This is a genomic window from Paenibacillus riograndensis SBR5 (assembly GCF_000981585.1).
Taxonomy (GTDB): domain Bacteria; phylum Bacillota; class Bacilli; order Paenibacillales; family Paenibacillaceae; genus Paenibacillus_AQ; species Paenibacillus_AQ riograndensis.
Genome location: NZ_LN831776.1, coordinates 5,885,901 through 5,911,137 on the forward strand (window position 1 = coordinate 5,885,901; position 25,237 = coordinate 5,911,137).

The 25,237-nt window shown below is 43.8% G+C and carries 17 protein-coding genes and 1 tRNA gene; 1 reads left to right on the forward strand and 17 read right to left on the reverse strand.

What is annotated here, in order from left to right; translation table 11 throughout:
- Positions 1-20: 20 nt before the first annotated feature.
- The 17 genes from PRIO_RS24975 to PRIO_RS25055 form a co-directional block, all read right to left on the reverse strand.
- Positions 21-2,066 (reverse strand): beta-glucosidase, encoded by a 2,046-nt coding sequence (locus tag PRIO_RS24975; RefSeq protein WP_020430817.1) that lies wholly within the window; start codon positions 2,064-2,066, stop codon positions 21-23.
- 195 nt (positions 2,067-2,261) lie between these two features.
- Entirely contained in the window at positions 2,262-4,709 is a 2,448-nt protein-coding gene (locus tag PRIO_RS24980; RefSeq protein WP_046505212.1) for a GH39 family glycosyl hydrolase, read from the reverse strand.
- 201 nt (positions 4,710-4,910) lie between these two features.
- Positions 4,911-6,194 (reverse strand): Gfo/Idh/MocA family protein, encoded by a 1,284-nt coding sequence (locus tag PRIO_RS24985; protein WP_046505215.1) that lies wholly within the window; start codon positions 6,192-6,194, stop codon positions 4,911-4,913.
- Positions 6,191-7,066 (reverse strand): glycoside hydrolase family 43 protein, encoded by an 876-nt coding sequence (locus tag PRIO_RS24990; RefSeq protein ID WP_020430814.1) that lies wholly within the window; start codon positions 7,064-7,066, stop codon positions 6,191-6,193. The genes PRIO_RS24985 and PRIO_RS24990 overlap by 4 nt, the downstream gene beginning before the upstream one ends.
- Positions 7,067-7,089: 23 nt before the next feature.
- Positions 7,090-7,923: a carbohydrate ABC transporter permease gene (locus PRIO_RS24995; protein ID WP_020430813.1), complete on the reverse strand. Its 834-nt coding sequence runs from the start codon at positions 7,921-7,923 to the stop codon at positions 7,090-7,092.
- Positions 7,923-8,864, reverse strand: a complete 942-nt coding sequence (locus tag PRIO_RS25000) for a carbohydrate ABC transporter permease (RefSeq protein ID WP_020430812.1) — start codon at positions 8,862-8,864, stop codon at positions 7,923-7,925. Before PRIO_RS25000 ends, PRIO_RS24995 begins: the two co-directional genes overlap by 1 nt.
- 86 nt (positions 8,865-8,950) lie before the next feature.
- Entirely contained in the window at positions 8,951-10,252 is a 1,302-nt protein-coding gene (locus PRIO_RS25005; RefSeq protein WP_020430811.1) for an ABC transporter substrate-binding protein, read from the reverse strand.
- A gap of 124 nt (positions 10,253-10,376) precedes the next feature.
- Complete coding sequence (locus PRIO_RS25010; protein WP_020430810.1) at positions 10,377-11,954, reverse strand: response regulator; 1,578 nt, start codon at positions 11,952-11,954, stop codon at positions 10,377-10,379.
- Positions 11,954-13,711 (reverse strand): sensor histidine kinase, encoded by a 1,758-nt coding sequence (locus PRIO_RS25015; protein ID WP_020430809.1) that lies wholly within the window; start codon positions 13,709-13,711, stop codon positions 11,954-11,956. Before PRIO_RS25015 ends, PRIO_RS25010 begins: the two co-directional genes overlap by 1 nt.
- A gap of 223 nt (positions 13,712-13,934) precedes the next feature.
- Positions 13,935-14,186, reverse strand: coding sequence for a helix-turn-helix domain-containing protein (locus PRIO_RS37510; RefSeq protein ID WP_082118142.1), 252 nt, complete (start codon positions 14,184-14,186; stop codon positions 13,935-13,937).
- Positions 14,187-14,686: 500 nt separating this feature from the next.
- A complete protein-coding gene (locus PRIO_RS36445; RefSeq protein WP_197545363.1) occupies positions 14,687-21,043 on the reverse strand; it encodes a metallophosphoesterase family protein in 6,357 nt (2,118 codons plus the stop codon).
- A 64-nt stretch (positions 21,044-21,107) separates the two neighbouring features.
- Complete coding sequence (locus tag PRIO_RS35720) at positions 21,108-21,362, reverse strand: metallophosphoesterase (RefSeq protein WP_144412134.1); 255 nt, start codon at positions 21,360-21,362, stop codon at positions 21,108-21,110.
- A 53-nt stretch (positions 21,363-21,415) separates the two neighbouring features.
- Complete coding sequence (locus tag PRIO_RS25035; RefSeq protein WP_046505223.1) at positions 21,416-22,039, reverse strand: restriction endonuclease; 624 nt, start codon at positions 22,037-22,039, stop codon at positions 21,416-21,418.
- A gap of 667 nt (positions 22,040-22,706) precedes the next feature.
- Positions 22,707-22,919, reverse strand: a complete 213-nt coding sequence (locus PRIO_RS25040) for a helix-turn-helix domain-containing protein (RefSeq protein ID WP_046505225.1) — start codon at positions 22,917-22,919, stop codon at positions 22,707-22,709.
- 591 nt (positions 22,920-23,510) lie between these two features.
- Positions 23,511-23,596, reverse strand: a tRNA-Leu gene (locus PRIO_RS25045).
- A 146-nt stretch (positions 23,597-23,742) separates the two neighbouring features.
- Positions 23,743-24,120 (reverse strand): WGxxGxxG family protein, encoded by a 378-nt coding sequence (locus PRIO_RS36450; RefSeq protein WP_020430259.1) that lies wholly within the window; start codon positions 24,118-24,120, stop codon positions 23,743-23,745.
- A gap of 71 nt (positions 24,121-24,191) precedes the next feature.
- A complete protein-coding gene (locus PRIO_RS25055; RefSeq protein ID WP_020430258.1) occupies positions 24,192-24,878 on the reverse strand; it encodes a M15 family metallopeptidase in 687 nt (228 codons plus the stop codon).
- 178 nt (positions 24,879-25,056) lie between these two features.
- On the opposite strand from PRIO_RS25055, the gene PRIO_RS36235 reads away from it, so the two are divergent.
- Positions 25,057-25,218: a hypothetical protein gene (locus PRIO_RS36235; protein ID WP_020430257.1), complete on the forward strand. Its 162-nt coding sequence runs from the start codon at positions 25,057-25,059 to the stop codon at positions 25,216-25,218.
- Positions 25,219-25,237: the final 19 nt, after the last annotated feature.

The following is a 25,237-nucleotide window of genomic DNA, read 5'->3' on the forward strand; positions in this document are numbered from 1 at the left end:
GAACGTTTTCAAGGGAAAAACTAATGTAAATTAATGCTTCCCTTGATTAAATGCTTTTCTGCGCTGCTGGTTCCGATGTACACCTCATAAGCCATCTCTTCAAGCTCCCACCGGTTTGCGGCAGGATTAAACCATTTGATTTTTTCAACCGGACAGGCGATTTCAACCTTCTCCTTTTGCCCCGGCTTCAGCGTGATCCGCTTAAACCCGCGCAGCACTTTAACAGGCCGGTCCAGTCCGGAGTTGCCAAAACCGACATACAGCTGAACGACTTCGTCGCCCGTTACGTCTCCTGTATTTTCAACCTCGCAAGCTGCGATGATATGATCATCCACTGTTTTGAAGGAAGCATTGGACAGTGCGAAGCTGGTGTAGGATAAACCATATCCGTAAGGCAGGGAAGGCTCGATTCCTTCCTTCTCCAATTTGGCATACCCATGATAATAGTCATATTTGATCTCGGTTGCATCCCAATCCACCTGGGGAAGATGGCTTTCGCTCACCGGTACCACAAAAGGCAATTTGCCGCCCGGGTTGACGTCCCCGAACAACGTTTTGGCGATGGCGGTGCCGCCTTCCATTCCCGGATAATAGGCCATCAGGATGGACGACACGGACTGCTTCCATTCTTCAATCATGATCATATTGCCGCCGATCAATACAGCAGCAGAGTTGGGGTTAACGGGACCAACCGCTTTAATAAGTTCAATATCCTTCGTGTGCAAACCAAGACTGTTTTTACGATCCCCGCCCGCCTTCAAATCGGCATCTTCGTTCGTGACGGATTCTCCCTCATCATCGTGGTCATATCCTGCGACAAAAACAACGGCATCAACGGATTTCGCCAATTGCTTCGCCTGCTCCAGATCCTCCCCGCTATCGAAGATCACCTCGGCATTTGGAAGCAGGCGTTTAATTCCCTCCAGCGGTGTAACAATGTAAGGCGGAAACACCCGGCTTGAGCCATGATCGCCAATGTTTCCTTTGCTGCCGAGTTCGCCAATAACCGCGATACGCTTGGTCTCTGTTTTTGAGAACGGCAGGACATGGTGATCGTTTTTCATCAGGGTCATGGATTTCTCGGCAGCTTCCAGCGCCAATGCGATATGCTCTTTGCTTGCGATCAGTTCCTTGCCGTACGTATCCTTGTCCGCTTCGGTAAATGCCAGTAAGGTACGCACAATTCTTACTGCCGACTCATCGATTTTTTCTTCGCTGACTTGACCGTTTCTTACAGCTTCAACCAGCTTGCCGCCAAAAAATTTCGTATGGCACATTTCAACATCCATGCCGCCATTTGCAGCTTCAACCGTATCTTTGATGCCCCAGGCAAAATCACTGATGACAAAACCGTCAAAATCCCACTCATCCTTCAAAACCTGATTCAACAAATAATCATGATGCCCGCAATGAACACCGTGGTACAAGTTATAGGCACTCATTACACTGCCTGCACCCGCATCTACACAATCCTTAAAGTGCGGCAAAAAAACCTCGCGTTCCGTACGTTTATCAGCGATGACGCTCACCTTAAACCGGGCCCACTCCATGCTATTGAAAGCAAAATGCTTCACGCAAGCGATTACATTTTCTTCCTGAACCCCTTTTACCAACGAGGAACCCATGACGCCCAGGTGGAACGATTCCTCGCCGTATACTTCCTGGCTTCTGCCCCAGCCCGGGTTATACGGGAGGTTAATGCAAACGCCGCCAAAAAAATTGCCGCCTTGCGCGCGGACCTCTTGGCCTATAGCATGTCCAATGCGCTCTTCAAGTTCAGGGTCAAAGGCAGCACCTCTTGCCATGGCTACCGGAAAGCAGGTGCTGTTGCCGGATACCACTCCGCGAGGGCCGTCGACAAATTTCAGTTCCGGCACCCCCAAGCGGTCATTTCCGCCGGCGGGATAAGGTCTCCAGTTGTAATGTCTCTCCTTAAAATCTTCCAGCATCTCCTCCATGGAGACTCTTCCGCTCATGAGATATATTTTTTCCTCCAAGCTCATTTGGCTTACAATTTCCTTCGCCTTCGCAGTATATGATAAGCGAACCTGTTTATTGGTCTTCATCCAAAATCTCCTCCAGTCTGTTTTTCAAATCTCTATAAAACCGCTTTCATTAAAATTGTAGTTCAGATCAGTCCATGTTTCCTTCCTATTTCTTGGGCAAGTGATAGGAGGATAAGGGCAATTGTCCCGGATATCCGCAAGAAAAAAGAAAAAAACCAAAGAATTACCCCCAAATGATATGGGGAATTCTTTGGCTTACTTATAGAACTTATTTAAGATGATGCATTCGACCCCGTGAACCGGAACATGCAGAGTAAGATGAAAATCACCGGTTAAGGTAAGTTGCTTTAATTGCAGGGAAGGTCTGGATATATTTTTCAAATAATCCGTCTCTTCATGATTCAGATCAGCATATTCACCCATACGAATCCATTCGTCATAAGCAGATCCATGGTTCCGGTTAAGACTGTATTGTTTGCATTTATAGGTTCCGTAGATATTTTGCAGGTGAATATTTAACAGTAAATCATTGGATTCCTCAAAAATATCATACGAATGCTGATCCGGTTGGCCTCCCTTCATGAACAATTGGTCAGGGTAGGTGTGATTGTAAGCTAATATTTGGATGTTTTCTCCACGTTTGGTCATGATATAATTTTTGCCTTTGGCAAACACGGTGCTTCCCAGCTTAGATAAAAATACGAAGGCATAATACGCGGATTTCTTTATCCCTTCCGTATTCACCAGCCCTGTCCCCCCAAAAAAGGGATTGCTTTTAATATCCCATTCATAGAGAATATCGGAAGCCGATAAAAAACCGATGGCCTTGGCATGGGCCGCTGAGTGATCAAGCATATGATCAATAATAAAGGTGGCCATAAAAGCCGTATCATGAAGGAAATTCGTAACATCCCAGCTAAAGTTCCAGCGCGTTACGATGAATTCAATATCTTCCTTATAGTGAGTTTCCAGCAAGCGATGCATCTTTTCCAGCAAATGCCTGGTATGATTTTTGGCTTCATATTGAAACGGAATTAGCTTAATATCGACAGGACTTGTTTGGGACCGCTCCAGCCAATCTTTAAATTTGACACGGTTATGGTAGATATTGCAGCTGTAAAAATCAAGGGGTACCGCATTTTCCCGGCAAAACCCGAGCAGTCTCTCAGAAAGTTGCTCATCCGTATGGAAATTTTCTGCTGCAGGTCCGACCTTGAGCGATGGAGATATTCCCTTAATGAGCAGCGCCGTTTGCTTATATAATTCGAAATATTGTTCAAGCGTACCGCTCCAATGAATCCCATATGCCGGAAGCTCGGTCCATATTTGAAAATACCATTCGGAAACTGTATCAAGGCCGTAACGATTAATGCAATTCATCATAAAGGATTGAACCAGGGACAGCCACTGGCTCATTTCTTTTGGGGGCGAGGTATTTCCCTGATAATTAAAAAAACTGGTGCTTTTGCTGGCAAATAAAAGCGGCATATAACTCAGGCAAATAAAGGGTTTGAGTTCAAGCTCCCGGGTATAATCCAGAATATTGTTAATAAATTTCCAATTGAATTTTAACCCGTCCCGATCTTTCTGAATCACATCCAATTCCTGATTGAATACGCCTTCAAAACGTAAATATTCAATTGGGATTTCTTCCCGCATCTCTTTGATCTGATCGCGTATATTCTGATTCAGCAGCGTATTGGCAGATCCAATGTTCATGATTTTGTTCCACACCTGCTTTAATTCGTAACCATCCGCTTGAATATCCTTGACAATGGTGGATTGGATCGTATTTTCCTCTATTGCTTTTAGTTCGAGCGGAAGCGAGGCATAGTGATGAATCAATTGCTCCTTGGAGGAGCCGGTCAAAGCCAGGCCGTCGTGATTCTCCTCCAGATGTTTTTTGCGCAGCTGCAGAGGGGTTAACGAAAACTTATCTTTGATGGCTTTATAGTAACTTTTTTCATCACTGAAGCCTGAGGATAAGGCTATGTTCGTAATTGACGTTTCCTGGTTTTGCAGCAAAAACAATGAATACCTGATCCGGACTTCTTCCAAATAAGCTTTAAACGTAACCCCGACGTTTTTCCGGAAAATGTCCGACAGATAAGATGAATTGTAATGCTGTTCCTGTGCAATTTGATTTAACGTAACCTTCCCTTTGAAATCCAGTTCAACCCTGTTCAAGATTTGCTGGACAATATTAAACTCTTTATTCGAAGCACGATTGTCCGGTTCCGGCGAGGATAGCTTTTTACTGAAACGGGACGTTATGTAGCCCAACAACCGGAGAACCTCTTTATTTTCTTCCCCCTTCCCAACCAATTGACTGAATAAAATACGAACAACATCATACGGATGTTGATTGTCTTCACTATTTTTGAAGGATTTCAGATCATAGTTCAAGTTATAGAAATCGTGATTGTGCTTATATATATAAAGGCTGTCTACGTGCAACTGAATAAAGCGGGTATTTAAGGCTTGCGGAATTACGCGATGGGATTCGAAATGGTTAATTAAAAGCAGATTGTTTTCATGCAGATGATAATCATTTTGGCCGATGGTCACCTTCAGTTTTCCAGTAAAGAGCCAGATGATCTCCAGCCCCGAGTGTCGATGCAGCTCTTCGGAATTAGTCTCATTGATCTTGACATGGACCGGACACCCCGGCAGATACGGAATCTGAATAACGGAATACTTCAAACCAACACCTCCTTAATAAATAATTATAACCAACCGGTTGGTTGCCGAGTCAAATAAAAGTGATATACAAGTGGTCGTAGAGACATCTAATTATAAACAAAAAAGGTTCCAGCGCAAATGAGCTGAAACCTTTGTTTTAGTGCCGAGGACGGGGAAGCCATTCTCGAATCATGGAAAGTCCTTTGCCCGTGAGCCCCTTTTTCAGAACTTGTATAGTTCAACCGGTTGCAGCAAATCCTCAATCGTTATGGCTCTGCCCTCCCGGTTGGACAGCCACACTGCTTCACCGGCCGCAATCGAATACGCGCCTGCTTCCGCTCCGGCAAGAATTTCATAACCGCGATGCTTGTCGGGATGATCAAATAAATCGCGGAGCAGTACCGGGTCACCGCCGCCGTGTCCGCCTTCTCCCCGCACCACATAAATGATCTCCTTCGCTCCAAATAACGGGTAATAATCAATCGTCTGCTGAGGAATCGGAAAAGGGACACGGCTTGGCTCATGATATTCAGTACTCTCAATTCTACCTAGTGTTCCGTTGATGGCCAGACGGTACCCTTCATATGGGGCTGAAAAATTAATAGAATAGCTGAGCAGCGCCCCTTGATCATACTTAACAGTAGCCGCATAAGTATCCTCAATTGAAATATCCGAGTCAAATATGCAGGCATCTGTACGGTAATTGGTGTACTTGGGGGTGGAGTTGTCTTCCGCCCGCAGGTGGTCATCCCGTACATCGACGGTAGACCAGCGCATGACATAACTGCAATCCTCTCGTTCCCGGCACGTTTCGCAGTACCGCCCATCCTGCCGGGATGGATTATGTTCAGAATCTGCTCCATAATAATTCAGCCCTCCGAAGGCGAATACTTCCTGAGGCTTCTGATCCAGCCACCAGTTGACCAAATCAAAGTGATGAGTCGATTTGTGGACAGACAACCCGCCTGAGAGCTCACGGTTTCTGTTCCAGCGGCGGAAATAGCTGGAGCCGTGAAAGGTATCAACATACCAGTTCAGATCAACAGAGGTAACACGCCCGACCTTGCCGCTTAGAATCATCTCTTTGATGCGGCGGTGAATCGGATTGTACCGGTAGTTGAATAGTACTGTTACCTTCCCTTTGCTGGCTGCTTCTGCTGCCATCACTTTAGCAGCATCAGCCGCATGAATGACCATTGGTTTCTCAGCAAGCACGTCAATGTCATGCCGGAGGCTGGCGAGTATATAGTCCAGATGGGTATCATCCCGGCTGGATACAATCACCGTATCAGCTCCCGTCTCCTTCAGCATCCGGTCGAATGCTTCCGGAGTATACACTGGCACCCCGGCCAGCGCAGGGAACTTCGAGCGGGCGACTTCAAAGCGCAGCGGGTCACTGTCCAGCAGCGCTACAATGCGGTGCTGCCCGGCAAAGGTGGTTAGCAGCGGCTCAATAAACATAATCAGCGCCCGGTTGCTTACACCGCAGATTGCATAGTTCTTCATTTATGAATACCTTCTTTCTCTAAAGACTGTACGAATCGTTCCGGGAGACGGAGGACGGACGCATGTCTCAGTCCCGGCGGCAGGGTTATCTCTGCAGCCGGGATCTGCTGCCAATGCTCCAGATCAGCAGAGCCCATCACAGTGTAGCTGGCATCCTGAAAGCCATCTGCCAGCATGATCCATCTGTAACTTGAAGCGTGACTAACGCTAAGCTCGTATAAAGTCGGTCCTTCTGTGAGGGCCGGTGTCAGAAGTTCTGAGATAGGACCAAAGGTGACCGTGCCATCAGATGTACTGTAGACAGGGCAGGACCGGATTGCCTTGTACTCTGTCCCCTGGACATTGCTGCCCCGTTCGTCCTTGAAGAGCATGAGATACCCGCTGCCCGTATCGGCGATACTGGCATCAATAACATTATATCCGGGGTCGAAGAACAGCTCGGCGGGTGAAAAGCTGACAAAGTCCTTTGTCGTGACTGACCAGATCCGGTGGTTACGCGGCCCTGCACCTATTGTTGATGACCAAACGATCCGGTAAGCCTCGCAGGCGCTGTCATAATAAGCCTCAGGAGCCCATACATTTTGCGTTTCAGGCAGATGCTCCATTAACGGAATCAGCTGTTCATTCTCCCACTGCTTCAAATCAAGAGAAGATGCATACCCTATACTCCTGCTGTTCCAGCCGTCCGTCCAGAGCAGATGATAACGTCCTCTGCTGTCGATGAGCAGGAAGGGGTCGCGAATCCGCCCCGTCCCAATACCGGATATATGCAGCGGCAGACCGCCGTTCCATTCTGTATAGTGTAACCCGTCCATACTTCCGGCAAGGAAAAACTGTTCGGCAGATTCTTTGAAATAACTAAGCAGATACACTGTATTCTCCTCCGCAATTACAATTATTTAATTCCGCTGGTAGCCACACCTTCTACGAAGTGTTTCTGGGCGACGAAGAAAATCAGTACCGGCGGGATGATTGCTATAATCGACATGGCGAACAATGAACCCCAGTTAATCTGGGCGGCATTGTCAACGAACATCTGCAACGCCAGCGGCACTGTATACTTGCGAACCTCATTTAGATACAGCAGCTGGTCAAAATAGTCGTCCCAGCTCCACAAGAAGGCGAAGATCCCCATTGTGTAGAGAACCGGCTTGCAGTTGGGGAGCAGAATATTATAGAACGTCCGGAACGGCCCGCAGCCGTCCATCAGAGCAGCCTCATCCAGCTCCCGGGGAATTCCCCGCATAAACTGGATCATCAGATATACGAAAAACGCATTACTGGCTACAAAATAAGGGATAATCAGCGGAAGAATCGTATTGATCCAGCCAAAATTAGAAAACATCACATATCTTGGGATCAGCAGCACCTGGGTTGGCAGCATCAGCGTGCCAAGTAGAATGGCAAACCAGATTTTTTTAAGCGGAAAATTCATACGGGCAAACGGGAATGCAACTAGCGAACTGGATAGCAGGCAGCCTGCCACACAGAGCATAGAAATAAGCAGCGAGTTCAGAATAAACTTGCCAAAGGTGAATCCGGGCACAGCTCCCCATCCGTCTGAATAATTGCTCCAATAGAACTGGCTTGGCCAAAGGCTGGTTGCGGTAAAAATCTCATCATTTGCCTTGAAGCTGCCCAGAAGCAGCCAGATAATCGGATAGACCATTGTCAGCGCCATCAGAACCAGCAGAATATTTTTAGCGATAGCCGAGGTTTTGAGCGCCATTATTTGCCCCTCGCTTTCGTATCATTTTCATAGTAAACCCAGCGTTTGGAAGTCAGGAAAATAAGGGCTGTCACCGCCGCAATCAGCAGCAGCAGTGTCCAGGAGACTGCCGAAGCATATCCCATACGCTGTTGTTTGAAAGCCAGATCGTAAATATACAGTACGGAGAACAGCGTTTCGTCCATAGGTCCGCCTTTGGTAATAATATAGCCCTGGGTGAAGACCTGGAACGAACTTATCGTTTGCAGAATCAGGTTAAACAGCAGGATTGGAGAAATCATTGGCAGCGTAATTTTGAAGAATCGGGCAACAGAACCTGCACCGTCAATCTGTGCAGCTTCATAGAGATCTCCGGGAACATTTTTGAGCCCCGCCAGAAAAATAACCATGGAGGAACCAAATTGCCATACGACAAGCAGGATCAGGACATACAAAGCATAGTCCGGCTGGCCCAGCCACTCTTTTCCGGTAATCCCCATCAAGCTGAGAAAGCTGTTCAGCAGACCTTCCATACCAAAAATGTTACGCCACATCACTGCTACAGCAACGCTTCCGCCAATAAGCGATGGCAGATAGAACAGCGTTCTGTAAATCGTCATTCCCAGCGAAGCCTTATATAGCAGGATGGCAACAAACAATGCCATAGCCAGTTTAAGCGGGACCGAAAGGACAACATATTTAAGCGTAACCTCCATGGACTTCCAGAACCGGGCATCGCTCAACATATCTATATAATTTTGCAGACCGACAAAGGTGGTGCTTCTGAGGCTGCTTTCAGTCAGCGATAAATAGAAAGAATTGATAAAGGGCCATAGAGTTAGAACGAATAGTCCAATTAGCCAAGGAAGCAGAAACAGGTAGGCAATCAAGACATTTTTGGATTTTCCGGCCTTTTTAGTTGGTTTAACAGTAACAGCTGGCCGGGTTTGTACAGTTTCCATTGGGCGGAGGCCCTCCTTTCTCTAGTGTGAACCTGGGAACAGGAAACAGGCGGTTTCCGCTCTGTTCCCTTATAAGGTTGCGCAGGTTACTTGCCTCCGTAAGCCGCGTCCACCTCTTTCATCAGCTTCTTTGCTCCGTCGTCTACACTAATTTTGCCAAAGGCAATCTCCTGCCCAACCTTCTCAATCAGACCCTTCCAGCCCAGTACTTGAGGTCCGCTTGGCGGTGGCACAACTACAACGCCTTCCAGCTTGTTGAGCTGCTGAATCAGATCAATATTCTTTTTGTCCCCTTCAGACAAATCCGCATTAGCCAGCAACGCTTCCTGCTGTTGAGTTGTCGGGAGCACACCACGTGTTGTTTTCAGCGCATTAGCAGCATCTGTGTCATGAACAAAGAAATTAATGAATTCCGCTACTTCTTGCGGATGTTTAGTTTTGGCGCTGGCTACGAGAACTTGACTGGTTCCCGGCGTTACCGTAACACCTGTCTTCGCACTCTGGGGCAGCATGATCATATTAAGCGTGTTTTTGGTCTGGCTCTGCAGCCGGCTGAATGAGCTGGAGGCAATTGGCACGAAGGCCGCCTTTCCTTTAACTAGCAGAGAGTTGGCGGAATCATCAGAGGTTGCCGACAAGTCTGGAGGCGCTACTGCCCCGGCTTTGCGCAGATCATCCCAATATTGGTAGTACGACCGGATTTGCTCTTCCGTAAAGGTGAAAGCACTGTCGCTATTAGGGAAGGGCGCCGAAGCATCCAGTGCGGTTATACCATAGTTTTTGAAAATGTCGAAGGCAACAGAGGAATCCACAGCACCGTATACCTTACCGCCTGATTTCTCGGCAATTTCCTTGAACTTGGCAGCCAAATCATCCCAGCTGTATGGCGGTACCGGCGGCTCTACACCAAGCTGTTTTAACAGCGTCTCGTCATACAGATAGGCGTCTCCGGCTAATCCGATATAGGCGCCAACCGTCTTCCCGTCCATAGCAACTGATTCCATAATGGAATCGCTCATGCCCGTGGTATCCAGTACACCATCTAGAGGAAGCAGGGAGTCTGCGCCCAAACGGACGTTGATTTCGCCTGTTGACTGGAACAGATCGGGAGCACTGTTGCCAGCAATTTGCGCTTGTATTTTGGATTCATAGCCGTCAAAGCCGGAGTATTCAGGCAGGATTTTGATACCCGGATGTTTTTCCTCAAAGATCTTGATCGCCTCAAGGGTCGCTGTATGTCTATCTTCGGAACCCCACCAGGCAAATCTTAGCTCAACTGTGTCTGCAGCGCTGTTTGCAGTTCCGGCATCCGGTTCAGCCTTGGAACAGGCTGGAAGAATCAGAACTGCAGCTGAGAGCAAAGCAATGGACCATTTTTTAAAATTCATAATGTGACCTCCATCAGATTGTTGGATTCGCTTACATTTAAATTGTAATCGGTAACGCTTACAGACTGTAGATAACGCTTCTACAATAAACATCACAATTCAACGGAGATTGATTTTTTAAGTTTCACTTATATTGGGAGGGTTTGATTCCGGCATATTCTTTGAACAGCTTGCTAAAATAATGAGGATTTTTGTACCCTACCTTCTGAGATACTTCATAGATGCGGCTTCCCGGCTGCAGCAGAAGCCGTTTTGCCAACTCCATCCGCTGCTTCATTAAATAGTCTGAAAAGCCAATACCCACTGACTCTTTAAACAGGCTGCCCAAATAATTAGGAGTCAAAAAAACCTTCTGTGCCAGCTCTTCCAGCCTGATTTCTTCATCCAGGTGGTTGTTGATGTAATCCAGAACAGTACGTATAGTCTGGCGGTTCTTCTTCATCTCACTCTGAACGGGCAGATCAAGCAATAAGGAATACAGTCTCTTTACCGCATCGAATACAAGCTTTGGGTCATTCTGACTCTGAATACTGGTAACAAATTCAGGCTCACCGGGAATTAACTGGTTTATCGATTCATTCCGTTCGTAGAGAATCAACGAGAGTAACATAATCAGCTCAGCGCTGAGCTTTCGGATATACCCAGCCGGATAGAGATGCTGTGCGGTCGAGTACTGCCGCTGCAGATCCTCGAGTTGCCCGATAACCTGTTCACGGTTACAGGCATATACGGCATTAAGCAATCGCTGCTTTTCTTTGCGCGGAAACATTGTCCGTCCGCTCTCAAAAGAATCCTCCAGCCCGTGGCTCCCCTCCTGGCCTTCTGTATTGCCGGAGAACAACTTGTGCTTCAGCATTTCGCGTGCCTCCTGGAAGGACTGGGGAATCTGGTACGGTTCACTGCAAGGCTTCCCTTGCGCAAAGTTCAACCCGATTTGCCGTTTCCGCTGCAGCTCTTGTGATACTCTCTCCAGAATAAGCGGTGCTTCAGCAGCTTCCTCGGTGCTTCGGTAGCTCATAAGCAGGATGAAACCGCGTTCATTATAAGCAAGGCTGACGGGATTGCCGACAGAGCGGAGTGCAGCAGAGACACTTTGCCGGACGGACTCCATTTCAATATTCCAAGTATTATTACTGCTGCCGGTATAGCCGATTACAGCCTGATAATAAGGAGCATCCATAGGGACGCCTATATAGCACATCAACTCTGGCTCATACGTCCCATTCAGAAGACTGAACAGCAGGCGTTCATGAATAAGCGGGAGACCCTCATTCAGCCGGTGCTCCACCTCCGCTGTTTCCTGAGACTGCTCCTTTTCTGTGCGGATGACCTTGACTAGCCTATCTATCGTCAATTCAATACTTTCTAGCTCCACCGGCTTCAGCAGGTAGTCAAAAATCCCGTAACGAATCGCCTTCTTGGCGAATTCAAACTCCTCATGTCCAGTCAACACAATGATTTTACAAGGATACTCCGCGGATTTCAGTGCTTCAGTCAGCCCGAAACCGTCCATAACGGGCATCTTTATATCTGTGAACACGATATCAATCGTTATCCCGGAATGCTCCAGAAACTCAAGCGCCTCTCTGCCGTTGTTGACTGCCCCCGCGATATTGATCCCGTATTTCTTCCAATCTATGGCTTCCTTCAGTCCATCCAGGACAAAATCCTCGTCATCCACTAACAATGCGTGAAGCTGCATTATACTGTCCCCTCCTCAATAATCTTAATGGGCAGTCTGATCTGTACCAGTGTTCCGCACTCAACCTCCACAAAAGTTAATCCGTAATTGGATCCGTTATGCAGCTGGATGCGCTGGTTTACATTATGAATGCCATAACCAAGTCTGGACTCAAAGCCCTGCTGGAGCACCTGGTTCAACCAAGCAACATCTACACTCGTGCCGCTATCCCATACATCGAACTGGATATAATCCTCCAACATTCGGCCGGTCACCCGGATTTGCCCTTCCCCTTTGCTTGGACCTAATCCGTGCACGAAGCAATTCTCAACAAGCGGCTGCAAAATAATTTTTATCGTCTCACAGGATAACAGTTCAGGTGCAATATCTTCCTCATATTCAAAGCGGTTATTGTGCTTGTACCGCATAATGTGGATATATGAGTTCAGATGCTCCAGCTCAGCAGCAATGGTAGTAAGCTCACGTCCTTTATTCAGACTCAGCCGAAAAAACTTGCCCAGGTTTGACGTCATTTTGCTGATCTCCGGTGCCTTCAGACGGATTGCCATCCAGTTAATCGCATCAAGTGTATTGTAGAGAAAATGGGGATTAATCTGGGACTGCAGCGCCCTCAGTTCCATCTCTCGCAGCTGATTCTGCTCCCTCTCGCTTTCTTCCATCAGATCATGAATTTTGACCGACATAATGCGAAATCGCTCATTCAGCTGGCCGATCTCATTGGTGTAATCCGAGTCCAGCTGAATATCGAAGTTGCCGTGGCCAATCTTGTTCATCTGCCGGATCAGCCGCTTGAGCGGCTGGGTAATGGACCTTGAGAAATAAATAACAGCGATAACCGCCAATATAAAGCAGATGAGAACAACCAGGAGCAGCCGGGTGAACAGTCCAGAGATGCCTTCTACTACATCCTTGTATGGCTTGAACAGAATAATACGCCAGCCGAAGTCATTGGGAGAAGTGAATATGCTTAGATACTTGCTACTATCCAAATGAGTATAGGTATAACCTTGCAGATGGTCGGCAAAAGAGCGGAGCATTTCATCCATAGCTGAACCGGAGAGCAGATCTCCTTCATCGTTGTACATTTCGTTATTCTCATCGGTATAGAACAACCTGTTTCCAGTAGCGGTCCCTTGCAGGAGGTTCTTGAAGCTGCTGAATTGCAGATTGATAAACACATATCCGAGACTCTTCCCACCGTAAGCGATTTCATGAAAATAGGTCAGAATCTTTGGATTGTATCCGTCATTTCGCATATCATTGGGACGGGGAGGGATGAAGCCCTCTTTGCGGTCATCTACATAAGCCCATATAGGCTTGTCCTCAATTCTGCTTAGTTCATAAAAACCATTCGGATTGGAGTAGTTATAGATACTCAGTCGGTCAGTAACAATCATAATTTCACTGATATCTGACCGGGAATAGGCGGCATTGGAGAGAATGCGCGATGCACTTTCGTTATTTCTAATCTGTTCATAAGTATCCGCTACGCTTCCCCGGGCAAGAATTTCTTTGATTTCCGGATTGATGACAATGGAAAGGGCGGTCGATTTAATGGAGGTCATCCGCTGGTTCAGCAGAGAATTGACCTGCTCCAGTTCTGATAACGAAGCCTCACTAAGTTTGGAGGAAATCAGCCTGGAGGTGGAGTAATACATAACGATACTAAGCAATCCCATCAGCAATAAAATAAATATACTGAGAAGTACAACCAGCGTGGGCTGTAATTTACGTTTTTTGAACCATCCGCTGCGCATGAGTTCCCCCTAGTTGAAGTTTGCCTAACTTCATCATAATTGATGGAAGATGGCCTTTAAGGATAGCATCTGAATACCGGAAAATCCAGTTGTAATTTATGTTTTTATAGAATAAAAGCACCCTTGCCCTAGGAACGGAAGGATGCTTCAACCATATAATGTGCACATGCACAAAGCTCAACTAAATTATAAAATATAACGTTTACATTTCGTATACAACGAATCAATGAAATTGAACAGAATTCATGGATAAACAGGTCATTACTTCAACCTTTCCGGTCTCTGAACTGTCCCGGAGTTTCATCATTAATTTGCGAAATACTTTAAAAAAAGTCCGCTGGTTTTTATACCCTACCATTTTGGCTATCTTATCCAAAGACAATTCCTTCATGCACGCCATCATTTCTTTAGCCTTCCCAATCCGTACCCGGTTAATGTATTTCACGAATGTATCTCCGGTCTCCCGCTTAAATATCTATCCAAGATACACTGGATGCAAATTCAAGTATAGCGCCGCATCCGATAAAGAAATATCCTTCATGTAGTTTTGCTCAATATAGGCTTTCAAATAAAAACTCCTCTCCAGAACTTGTGATTAGACAAGCACTGAAAAGGAGTATTGAGGGTTACAGTCGTAAAACCCTTATAAATCAAGGATGCCGAGGACGGGGGTCGAACCCGTACGGTACTCACGTACCGCAGGATTTTAAAACAGGCTCATAGACCCTGTTCTACACTGCGGGAAAATCGGGCATAAAGCCTTTAGGCATGCGGGTTAACGGATTTTTTTAGTTTTATACTCTTCTACGTTCAGAGATTTGGATATGCAGCCATGTTAGCAAAAATGTTAGCAAAATAATGAATGGTAGAAGCTTTGAGTTACTGCCCTTTGTTGTATGAAAGCGAACCCTGCGCTGCCAGTGATGCGCTCTGGCGTGATGGTCAGGGCACTGTCCTAAAAGAGATATACTCAAATTATAAACTACGACTAGAAATATATGCCCTCAAGGCAGCATCGACTTTTCCACACGTAAACCATAGTTCTGGCACTACATGAAAAAGATCTTGCAGAAAAGAAAGAAAAACTTCTCCCTCATTACCTTCCAATTGGCTAAACGCCATTTCAGTAAACCACTTCCCCACAAACTCTCTCCAGCTATTTAGGTCCTCATAACTTGCCGCAGCAACCAGACATGTTCTAATAGCCTCTTCTATTGACAACTTATACTGGGAATCATGTCTATACCTTCTCACAAGAATCTGTAATTCATTAGCTAGGGATTCACTTCTAGCAACAGCTGCAACAACAGATAAACCATTTAATGTAGCTAATAACTGCTCCCTACCTTCTACGTTAGCAAACTGATAACTGCCTAATTTTAAAGTACTAGCAGCAAGTTCTGCATATTTTTTTTCAATTTTAAAAATAAAAGCAGTGTTTACTAAGGCAATAAATGATGAAGGTTCTACTTCCTCTCTACTAAGTTGTGTCTGTATCAACTCTTCAAGCTCAAATGGTAGAATATTTGAACTGTCAAGCATACCCTCTAATGGTCCTGGATAAAACAAGTTGTTTTTTTCATTGAGTAATGCCTTAGAATCACTTCCAATTACAAGATCATAAAGTTCACCCTTATTGAGATTTTTTTCGTAAATCTTGACTGCATTTAGTATCCTTCCAATGAATTCAGCCTTGAATTGAGATGGTGAAGCAAAATCAGGGTTCCAACGAGGCTCTAAACGCATATCAGCAAGTGTTTGAACGTAATAATACTCTGAACGAATATAGAAAGCCCACTTATAAAAATGTTCAATATCAATATTGGAATTCACAAGTTGACGATGAATTAATGCAGCTTGTGATAATGAAGCTAACCTTCTATAGAAAGGAGGCTCCTCTGAAAACAGCTTAATTCTTGACAATTCCCCATCCACTAGAATAAACAATGCTGAGAGTAATTTAAAACTGCTATCCTCACCATAAACATTATCGTCTCTAATACGTTTAATAATACGAGCAATAATTGGTTCAATCTCAGGTAACTCTGAAAGGACTCGCAAACCAATTTCAACAACACCTATTTGCGAGACCATATCCCCATATTTTTCTATAAAATTAAAAGCCCGAATAAGTTCTTCACTATTCATTTTTTTTAAATTTATCTCAGCAGTGAGGTCTGCATGCAATGACAGATATAAGCATAATAGAAGACCATTGTATGAATTCCATTCTAATAATTGTTTAAAGTGTTGTCTGCCTACCCCTGTGGCATATTCAAAAATTGATAGACTACCGTCATAATATCCCACCATTCTTTCATAATATATCCTAGAAGTTGGAACTAATGATGACACATTTACATTACCATTTTTAAAAGTTTCTCGGATTGAACGCGCTATATGAAAGGGCGTATCGTGAAGATCGTTATGAAACCTTTCTATTTCATCATCATTAAAAGCACGTTCTGAAAGAATTCGCCTCCAAGTATCTCGTTCATAAGTTGGTAAATTGACTCTAAACGATACCTTTTCAAATGATTGCAAACGGATTGTTCTATCCTCAGAAAACTCAGTAAACTGAGACAAACTAAAACTCTGTATACCCTGAGAAAGCACAAGGAGGGAAGTAGACTTTTGATCCTGCAACTTTAACACCCATTCGGTTCTATCCTTATCTATTACCGTCACTTCTGATGTTCCTAAGTAAACTTTCCGAATTGCTTGATAAAGTTCGGAGCGTTGAAACGAAAGTCTAGAATCAATTACTATAAGATAATAGTTCTCGTCTATGCCGTATTCCTTACATAATAGTTGATCTTCAAGTATAGAATTACGTAATGTTGGAGACATTTGGTTTAACATTAACAACGCAACCGATGATTTAACGTTATGAGTACTCACCTGGTTCTTTGAACTGATTAGCTCTATTTCTTTTTCTGGCACTTCTGAAATCCAATTTTTTTGCCAATCTACAATCCATGAGTATAGATCTCGGGATTCATCTTTGATAGGAATTGAAACTCTCTCGTCCAACCAATCCCAATATGCTGTTTTCGTTTCTTTGGGCATGTCGGAAGTGGGGGTGAGTAGCATCAAGATAAATCCGCCTCGTCCATTCCTAATAAGATCATCCGCACTTTCACTCTCGTAGAAATGACTCCATCCTCGAATGTCTATCAAATCCAATAACCAGTTAGAGTATGCCTTAACATTGGCTAAATCCGCTTCCTTTTCCCATAAATTCATTAGCACTCTAATGAACACTCGAAAATAGGTTTCAAGCCAAAAAGCTTCTTCAGGAATCTGCAGCCAATCGTACATTTTAACATTTAAAATGTTTTCCCGGATGGCTTTTAACTCAGCTGTTTCTATAATAACTCCTTCCAAGACTGAAGCCCCAATGAGTGAAGCTTCCAATTCTTGATCAGTTATAGGCACACAGAAATAACCTGCCTGTCTTAATTTAGTTCTTAGCTCCAATCTCTCGTCGAAATTGATCATTTCTTTGGAGACGAGCATGTCCAGTATGTCCAACGATGATAGGACTAGTGCTTGAGCATTGCCGTTATCTATAGACTCATGTTGATTAAGAAACCGATCATCAGAAATAATAGCATCACAGTAATTCGCCAATGATATTACACTCACAGTTGGGTGATCAGATATTGATTGCTTGTCCAAATCACTAATATTCTGTCTTCTTCCAATCTTAATTTTTCCATTTTGAATCCCTGAACTCACAACAGATCTTATCCGCTCTATTACTGCCATAACATCACTCGAAATACTCTCATAAGAGATTAGTTCGATAGCTTCTAGCGCTTCTCTAGATGATACAATTATCTTAAATCCTGCCTTTTGAATTTTTTCAAGCAATCCAAGGTGTAGAAAATAGTTAACAGTCAAATCATCTAAATAGAGAATCGCACCATCTTTAACTTCAGGCTGTTCTGGCCAAGGTTTCTCTTGAAATTGTAAATAAGCAATTGCTCTTTTATATTCTTCAATAGTAATTTGTCCTTTCTGTCGTAACTTATCCACAATAGCTCTACAACTACTCATTGTAGTTGTATGTCCCGTCAAATCAGCATATTCTTCCATAAGTGAATTGAGACGATGGACAGGGAAAGACCTGACTACAATACATTGTGTATTATCCTCTCGCTCTTTTTCAGCTTCTGATATTAGCTTCGCAAGAGTATCGCCAACCTGGTTTGATAAATCACTATCCATAATTGTAGTTTGAACAAATTTCTCCAAAACACCCGTTGAGATCAAATTATTAACTTTATGAGCATCTCTGATCCGACTTGGTTGATGGAATGAGACCTTTTGTTTCTCTTCGAACAGCCAGTGGAGTGTTGAATGTGGAAGATAAACTTTTTGAAAAGAATCTAGTACTTTTTCCAAGAGATCTAGAAAACCTAAAGTGAGCAATACAGTAACATCTAAGCCTACAACTTTAACATTCTCGAAGTCTCTTAATTGTCGATTGCCACTATAGGCTAGAATAGTAGATTTACGTCTTGGATCTCCCTCTGACAAATTTAAAAGTGCTGGAAATAACATTAAACTTATTAATGATCTATTTAGCAATTCTGCTGCAAGAAACTGCGGGATTTCTCTACGTCTTAATGACTGCCACGTTTCTGATTCTCGCAAATCCCATTCAGGCTTTAGATCTATTAAATCTTTAAGTGACATTCGTTGAAGTGGACCGTCGTCATCACATGAAACATCTGCAGCCTTCTGTAGCCATTGAGAAATATTTAAATCATTTTCCCAACCTGCATTAGTGGCCAAAAAGTATGCAGCAGTTAATACATTGGCATCGTCCTCACCCATTTCTACTGCTGAAAACATCAATTCCTTTGCATGGGGTGAAGTTATGTGAAAAGCAAGTTGAGCAGTGTTTATCAATTCACGAGCACTTCTATTTTCTTTCTCTATATATTCGTTAGCCACAAAAGCAGTAAGATAGTGCCACTCACCAAGAGCTATTCCTAAGTTAACTTGTAAGGCACGGTAGTTGCTATCCTTTATATAATTTCTTATTTTCTCGAATTCAGAACGAGACTCAAGTAATTCCCCCTCAAAATAAAGAGCCCAGCAATACATTAAATGCAATTTGTTAGATTGTGGCAAGAACTCTATATTAGCTTTTACCATCTCAACAAGCAGCTTTGTTTCTTGTGCGTTATTCAAAGCCGTTGCATAGAGCTCTGCATCTTGGATAGTACGCGTCTTCTGAAACAAAATCTCCCCGTACATACAGAGACTGTTCCATTCTTCTTTAGCTTCAAGTTCCTCTACTAAACTATATAAATCACTTAATGAACCAGTTTGTTTATATTGAGCTTTTCGAATTTCTAATATATCTGTTTCTTCAGCTTCAGCTATAATACTGCGCAAACGATTTTCCTCATCGGTAGAAAGTCCTTCTTTTAATAGTCTATCTAGCTCAGCGTTAGCCTTATCAGCAAACCCAGCTTTTGAAAACATATCAATTTGGAGAAAACAAAGTGATTTTCTATCAAAGTAAGTCTCAAGTTCTTCAGAGTGTCGAACCACATAATTTGCAATGTCTTCTGGACTTTTTTGGGTAAAAGCAAGCGCAAAGCGAGCCATCGCTGCGTCACGAGTAATACCACCATTGAGAGCAATTTGTCGTTCGATCTCCTGTTCGACCATTATAAGATCCAATTTAATCCCGAACTGAAGCCCTAAAGGCACAAGTCGAAGAGAAGTTCTAGGATCACGTAATTTCTCCTCTAAGCGTCTTCTCCCTTTGTTATAAAATTCCGGTTCAGTCATTTCTAGCCAAATTGCATATTCATCGTCCATCATTCTTGCAGTGGTAAGCTTAAGTTGATCTTCAATTTCAGCAGCTTTGATAAAGTTTCGATGTGCAATCCGACGAGCTTGAATAGCACTTTCATCTGATGCTAACGGAAAGTTCCTAACATCTATTGGTAATTGATGAAGCACTGTGGCTTTTAATTCCAATGGAATCGCACTTGTGAGATATACAATTGCCACCAGATGATAGAGAACTGGTGATTCATCCTTATCTTTTTCAGTTAATTTGTCAACAATCTCCATTGCGTCACTCCAACGTGCAAGTTCAAGCAGATTGGATAGAAAAAATACTTTGCCCGCTAAATCTAGATCTACTATTTTTATTCCAGCAACCTGGGGCCAATTAACCGCTTTCTCAGCTCCTTCATGATGAGAAATAATCATCATTGCTGCTGAACGAGAATCTGGTGAATCAATACCGGCTAAGAGACTTAAAGCATTTTTCAGTTCACCTTTCTGTGAGTAAATAAATGCTTTCGCAATTTCGATTTCCTTACAACTACCCATTGAAATTGCAATTTTAAGATATTCTTCCAACTTAGATATATCATATGTTCGTACCATAAAGCGTACACACAAGGCTATTGCTTGACTTCTTAAACTATTGCTCCCTCCAATAAGTTCCCCTTCAATTAGTTTTGTTAAAAGAACTAGTGAAGACTCCACTGTATCAAACTCAATAAAATATCGAGATTTCCGTAGTAAATCAACTTCATATTCTATTCTTTGGTTGATTAGTTCTAAAGGGAATTGAGAGAAAGAGAGTACCTGGGAATTTATTGGCTGAATTTCACTAACATGCGATCCGATTATGACATCTGAATCTTTTGTTGGATTATCATTAGAAACATAAGCACCAAAATTGAAGAAATCTGGTGTTCTTTTTTCTTCCCAAGGACGATCACTTGCTCTTGGATCAAATTCAAATCTCCGCAAAGAAAATCCACTTTCTTTAACTTTTATTATAGAAAAGTTATTAAAATGTCCAGGATTATCAAATGCAGCTCCAGCAGTAAGATTCCATGCAGCATCTGCTATCTTATCTGGTTTCCTGATGCCTCCATGGGTATGACCAGTTAGAATAAGATCGCATCTTGCGGCTAGATAATCAATTGTGCTTGGACGATTTCCCAGAGCATATCCTGTATGTTCACTATCATTTAACCATTCGCGCGGATGATGGATGAGAGCAATACATGGGAAATCAGTCGAGTCTCGTTTAAGCTTAAGAAATCCATCGTTTTCCACCGCTTGAATATGTGGAAGTCCTACCCATAATTTAGACTTGTCGTCATTATCTAAACAAAACCAAGATGAGTTAAAACTTACAAAACGTACACCATTTACTTCTCTAGCACCTACAAGATAATGCTCGTCATTTAGAATTTTAAAGGGAATAATACCAAACGATTTACAAAAGGAAGTAAAATGTTCGAAAGGCTTTAAAATATGAGGTGGGACTGGCCACTCCAACCATTTATCAGCAGTATCTGGATTAGACGGATAAGATAACCCTCTAGTTTCTGTACGATTAACATCATGATTTCCAGCACATAATATTAACTTCCAGTAATCTCGACAACCAATCACTGGCCTCTACATAATCTTCAGCTGAACCGGAATATCCAATATCTCCAGAAATACATATTAAAGTTGGTTGCCATTCGGGTGGTCGCTCTTTTATGCATTCAAGCAAGTTATTAAGGCAAAGAGCACGTTTTGCAATTTTCGACACGTTTCCTCGTTCAGAGCCAAAATGAAGATCCGATAGGTGTAGAATAACTTGTTCCATAAACAGACCACCTTGCAACTAATTATTTTTCAAAAATTCCTTAAACTGTATACTTACACTTTACCTCGCCTTGTATTTTTAGCTGCCTTTGTGAAATTACTGGTTGTCACTATCCAAGCATCATAACAACCATGAACCTGCTTACCAGCCTTAAGCCGCAGCACAATATCATTTCCGACATCCTGTTTCCAGCGCTTGCACTGCACGGCGATTTTGTACCCCTCTTTGCCTTTGAGGATTAAATCCACTTCATGATCACCGGAACCTCCGACTCGTTGTACGGTATAGCCTTGATCTATGTAGTACAGCTCCATTAACCTTTCGAAATCAGTACCGGATAATGTCCTTACATCTGCTTTAATAATCTGTGCATCTGTTAACTTTTTTGTAGGTGTTTTAACCGAAGGACTATTAGCATTATTCTTAGTTTTGATTGTGTTACTCCGCCTCACATTAGCACTCTTGGTAGACTTCCTTGCCTTCTTTTCCCTCCGACTCTTACGGGTCAACATGCCGCCGAAGACCTCTCCAAGAATGATAGAGCCAAATAAAATACCAAAGAAAAATCCCCAGTGCAATCCCGGAATACTAAAATAAATCCCTAATCCTCCAAGAATAAACAGTCCTCGCAGTATATGTGCCACCTGCCTGCCTTCTGCGTAATTCGTTTTGGCCATAATTGATCCACCTCATGCAGTATATAAAAGTACTATATACCTAGAATATTCGACATACAATTTGATCATTATTCTAAAATTCCTATATTACAGTTGCATCACCTCTACCATATCATAATTATGGTTAGATTTGGCATAGAAAAAACCCTCGAATAAGTCCGAGGGCCTACCACTATCCGACTATGATGAATTAGGCATCGGATTTCTTACCATCCAATTTTCACTAATCATTATATGTTAGAGAACTATCTTACTTGACCACGAGTTGATACCCCCTAAGCAAATAGGTTCCTACTTTTGTGTAACATCTAAGCTGACTTTTAGTCCTACAATTTAAATAGATTCTGTAATCCATTAATAATTTCAGTCTCTTGCACAACAGACAATGCCAAATTCTTACATTCATTCACTTGGGAAACAAGACTCTCTAATAATCTTTAATTGACTTATTTTTGTTATTGATAATCTCTTTTCCTCTTATCAAGAAAGATTTAGTATTAGTTCCTTCTGTCAGATTCTTATATTCGCTTTCAATAAAAATGTAATATCAGGTATTCTATAATACCCCTATTATATGGGGAGCATGTCATGGTTCTGGAGACAGTCCCCCTTTTTTGAACAGGAACTATCATTCATTCTTCTTTTATTCTTTTTCATCAACCCGCCCCTAACCCTCAGGCTCATACTCCACCAGATCCGAAAGCATGCACTTGAACGTATCGCACAGCTTAAACAAGGTTTCAAGCTTTATGGATTCAAGTTTAGTTTCCCTGTACAGTTTATTAATTGAGTTGCGGCTTAATCCAGACCGTTCCATTAGTTCGGCGATGTCGTCAATTTTGTGTTCAGCCATTAGTACTCTCAGGTTGCTTTTTAACACATTTGCCCCTCCAATTCATTAACCTTATAGGGATAAATTTCCACTTTACAATTAACCCCTCAGAGTTATGTAATGACCTTACAGAGTTAAAAACGTAGGTTATAATAATGTATGATTCGATTGAGGTTTTAACCCAGCCTCTAATCCTCATTCGCTTAGAAGAGTTGTACCGTACACTTTCAAATCAAACCCTGACTATACCAAACTATCCGCAGAATACGATCAATGTCTCCAGCAAATACGCCAAGCAGTTTCTGAAGATATTCAGCATACGTTATTTCTTTACAGAATTCTCAAATTTCTCTTCAAGCCATTCTCGAATGCAGCATTTATTTGCAGGGGTTCAAAGATGCGCTTCATTTCTTCAATGAACTGCAGTTTACCTCTCGGAATTAATTACCTTCATACACCTCATTAGTACTCTAGTTGTAGTACTTTCATTATCCATTTAATTCGTCTTCAGTCTTACATATCCTTCTTCATGCCTTCTAAAAAAGACAGACCCCGCAATTCCAGGACCTGTCGTGTAAAGTGGATAAAAAGAAAGAGCACATCATTTAGGATGTGCTCTTTCTTTTTATAAATCAAGGATGCCGAGGACGGGGGTCGAACCCGTACGGTAGTTACCTACCGCAGGATTTTAAGTCCTGTGCGTCTGCCTATTCCGCCACCCCGGCATGGTAGATGCGTTGATAACGCGACAAGAAATATGATATCACGTATCCGGGGGATACGCAATCTAAATTTTCCATAACGTTTGGGGTTAACAAAAAAGGCCCGGTCAGCCGGAGCCGATGGGCCATGTGCAGCTTGAACAGATCGACTAATGGCGATCGCGTTCGCCGCTTCTGCTTCTCATGCCAGCCAGTCCGAGCAGACCGACCAATCCCAGCCAGCCCCAATTGGAGCCCCTGCCGGTGGTTGTATTAGTCGTGGTGCTGGTAGCCCGGTATCTGCCTGTATGTGTGTTGTTGGACAGCGGTGTGACGTTGTAGTTCTCTCCGGCGCGGTTATGCATAGTACCAGTTGTGCCTGTTGTACCAGTGGTGTTGTTCATCATGGTGTTGCCCTGCTCATTCATCATACGGGTGCCGGTTCCGTCAAAGCCAGTTGTACCGGTGGCGGTGGATGCATATCCTACGCCAAGCAGACTCATGGACAATACGGTGCCGCAGGCAAAGGTTGTTATCAGCTTCTTCAAGATGTTGTACCCCCTTGTGTGGTTTGTCCCTGATAATTTCCCCCTGCGGCGTCGAATCTATGCAAGAAATTTTATATTGTCACCACATTCACTGTCTTGCTGGCCGGATCATAAGTCACCTTGGCTCCAAGTGCTTCAGCCAATGCCCGTATGGGGACGTAAGTAGTCCCGTTATCCAATACTCCGACTGTAAGCTTCACTCCGTTCAGGGTGATCGAAATCTCCACACTCTTATTCACTTCATCCTCACCCCCGTTGATCCGTTTCAGAGCCTCTTTTACCTGATCTGCGCCCGGGCGGCGGCCTGCCTTCAGCTCTTGAATACTCAGTCCAAAAGCCATCTGCAAATGGGAATAATCTTTAAAGGAAGTCCAGTCTCCGCCCCATTCAAGTCCCAGCTTTTTGGCTTCCTGTACGACCTCTTGCCAGTCTGCGAGCTTGTCTCCGTCCCCATCCCGGCTCATGTCCCAGGAGATGTTCTGTCCATCCGGCAGCAGCAGTGCAAAGTCCATCGCCAGTCCGTAATTATGAAAGCTGCTGCCGCCCCGCGCGTTGGTTACAATCGGTCCCTTCCTGGTTCGGCCCTGCGCGTACAAGGCATTCTGTTCAGCTATGGTCCGCAAGCCCTGAGTGATGATAATCGGGATGCCCCGGGCATAACAACGCTGTATCAAAACATGGGCAGCCGCCAGCAGGACGGGATGAAGACCGCCGAGCCGGGCTGCCGATTTACTGTTCACCTGATCCAAAGTCAGCATTTACTCACCCCCTGGTTTAGTAGATGCCTTCTGCTCCGCCGTTGCTTGTACGCTTTTCCCTGATTGTAAAAGAAAAAACCCCGGGCATCCGGGGCATTTGCATCTTTATGGATTACCGTTTTCCCGGATGGTTCCCGCCCAAACAGGCCAATATAAAAGCGAAAGGTGGGAAGACCTCATGGAAATTCACAGTGACAGCTACAAGGTGGCAGCCTTGGGCAATCAGGGAGACGCGGTGGAGATTATCCGCCAGGCTGAAGCGGCCATAGCCCAAATCAACGGGAACAAACCGGTGACTCTGATCGCTTATGAGAGAACTGAGCCCAACTCCAACAAATAAAACCAGGATTTTGATGAAC